Annotated in this window: 3 protein-coding genes and 1 pseudogene; all 4 read left to right on the top strand. The window is 40.6% G+C overall.

All coding sequences use genetic code 11. The features are described 5' to 3' along the window. Positions 1-774 (top strand): site-specific integrase (locus DWV53_RS15035; RefSeq protein WP_147468825.1); only part of this gene is annotated, 774 nt, incomplete at its 5' end. After that, a complete protein-coding gene (locus tag DWV53_RS15040) occupies positions 771-1,142 on the top strand; it encodes a hypothetical protein (RefSeq protein ID WP_009018146.1) in 372 nt (123 codons plus the stop codon). The genes DWV53_RS15035 and DWV53_RS15040, both read left to right, overlap by 4 nt. Before the next feature lie 209 nt (positions 1,143-1,351). After that, the gene (locus DWV53_RS15045; protein WP_118155418.1) at positions 1,352-2,152 is read left to right on the top strand and encodes a pilus assembly protein N-terminal domain-containing protein; all 801 of its coding nucleotides are present in this window, start codon (positions 1,352-1,354) and stop codon (positions 2,150-2,152) included. Positions 2,153-2,387: 235 nt separating this feature from the next. Continuing rightward, positions 2,388-2,641: pseudogene (locus DWV53_RS16265) on the top strand (helicase); the annotation flags it as partial.

The raw sequence follows: 2,641 nt of genomic DNA on the forward strand, positions 1-2,641 counted from the left end.
AAGCGCAGCGATATGTCCATGAATGAGCTTACCGAGGAGTTTATCCGTGACTATTGCCTTTACTTGAAAAATGTGGTAGGGCTTGCGCAGTCCTCCATTTGGATTTACTCAATACCTCTGAAACATATCGTTACGGCGGCACACTACAACGGCAAGATACCGAGAAATCCGTTTGCCATGTACCACGTTGACCCAGACCACAAGGAACGTGAGTTCTTGACCTTGGATGAGCTTACTGCCATGACTGATATAAAGTTGGAAGACCCCAATATGGCATTTGCAAGAGACCTCTTTATCTTTGGTTGTTGGACAGGTATATCATTCATTGACATCAAGAACTTGACTGAGGACAATATCAGCATGGTAAACAGTGCTCCTTGGATTGTGTCCAAGCGTCAGAAGACAGGCGTGCCGTTTCAAATCAAGCTGATGGATATTCCTATGCAGATTGTTGAGCGATACAAATCTTTCAGAAAGGGCAACCACTTGTTCAACATTGGTAATCTTGACGGCATCAACAAGCGCATCAAAAAAGTAGCTGTAATGTGTGGCATCAAGAAGCGGGTTTCGTTCCATGTATCCCGTCATAGTTGGGCTGTTTTAGCCTTGGAGTATGGTATGCCGATAGAAAGTGTGAGTAAGATTCTTGGTCACACGAACATCACCACAACGCAGATATACGCTAAGGTGACAAGCACCAAGCTTGACCATGACATAGCAGTCTTTGAAAGTCGAATCAAGGGGCATTTGCCAGTTATGGGAGGAATGGCATGAAAAGGACTGTAATCACCGTGGGCGGAAATGGAATGTTATCCATTCCGTCCAACTTGGAGAACTTGTGGATGAGTGAGGGCGAGTTGGTGGATATGCTTCATGTTACCGCCCCGAAACTCAACTCTGTGATACGAGCCATATATAAAGAAGGTATGTTGTTGATGTCTGAAGTCCAACAGAGGCAAGAACTTTCCAAAGGTATTTGGCAAACATTGTATGGATTCCCTATGGTTGTTGCCATTTGCTTCCGTCTCACCTCTAATGGTGCAGCGCAACTTCGTGATGCCATCTTCAAGAGGTTGTACGGAGCAAAAGAGAAAACAGCCATTGTCCTGCAACTCTACGGAGGGACAAATGCTTTTAGTTGAGAATGGTCGCATCTTTGACGCTTGGATATTCACTGTCGTATTGACTTATTGATTTACTGATTTACTGTCGTATAGATTTATTGATTCACAAAATTCTTGATAGGGTGATTTATATTGCACATAAAGAAAAATATGAAATCTCATGCAAGTTTTTGATACGATCTGTGTTTATTAGATATAAGTGTAACCCTTTAATATTGAAGAAATGTATGAAAATTAAAATGATTCTTATTGCATTAACCGCTTTGCTATCTTTGGCAAGCTGCGGTGATGATGACTCTGGTATTCAACTCACACAAGACGAAATCATTGGTGACATAAATACTGGTAAAAAGATTGTGATTACCTCTCTTACCACCTATACGGAAAGTAGCAGCAAAGTTAATGTAAATGGAGCTAAAGGCAAAATATCAGCAACATCTTCCGATGAAAGTATAGCCAAAGTCTCGTGCTCAACAAATGAAGCAGAGAAAGAAATCTATGTAAGTGGTGTTTCTGTAGGAAATACCACTATCACCATAACCGATTCCGATGGAAATACTGCTGTATTAAAGGTTGAAGTAAAAGATTGGACGGCTCTTTGGGAACTTAGTAGAACAATGTATGTGGTAGATAGAAAATGTTTTGTTGAAGGTGTTTCTTCTGAGGATTCTGCAACTATTGCAGCTGATGCCATAGAGAAAGACTCATACAATAAATATTATACAATACGTACTCGTGATTATATTCCTTTCGGCTCTTATGTAACCAAGAGACTAACCATTACAGATGATAAAGGAAATGTCCGCATGGATGGAATTCTTAAGATTCAGCCAAATGCCGATAACTCCGAAGTTTGGCATTTATTACCTATTGGTAATTATACGGAAGTCGTTTTGGCTACATTTTACTATGACCAAGAAAGTATAGTCAAAGATGTGACAGATTATTATAAAACGGAATATCCTAAGATTAAGAAAGTTGAACTACATGCCATTTATGCAGTAGAAGAATTAGAACCAGACAAGTAAAAGTATAATGTAAAATTACTTTTTGTTCATCCCGAGGAAAGGTTTACAAGGAAGCCTTTCTTTGGGATTTTTTCGTTTTATTTTATCCCGAAAGCCTACATCAAGCACCTTGATTTCCAATCTTTTAACATTGCCGGTGCAAACTTCTCCATTCTGCGCAAGTTTGTGTTTTGCGTTTTGATTTTCCACCCTTACCTTTGCAACTTTAATTTTATCAACTCACAAAGGTTAGATTATGAGCAAGACAAACGACAACAAACAACCTGTAGCTGTGGAAAGAAAACAGCCACAGGCAGCACCTCCGCCAAACGAGGTGTTCATCCGTGTTGGCACTACCTTGTACAAGGTGGTTGACCAACCTAACATCAGTGGTGGAAAGGTAAGAAAGCGCATCCCATGGAACATGGAAACCTTGCGTCAGGACTACGGCAAGGAGTTCATCAAGTACGTTCACAAGTATGACGGCTTCTGCACCGTTCCCGAGCATGT

The organism is Segatella copri, from assembly GCF_003465495.1.
GTDB classification, from domain to species: domain Bacteria; phylum Bacteroidota; class Bacteroidia; order Bacteroidales; family Bacteroidaceae; genus Prevotella; species Prevotella copri_G.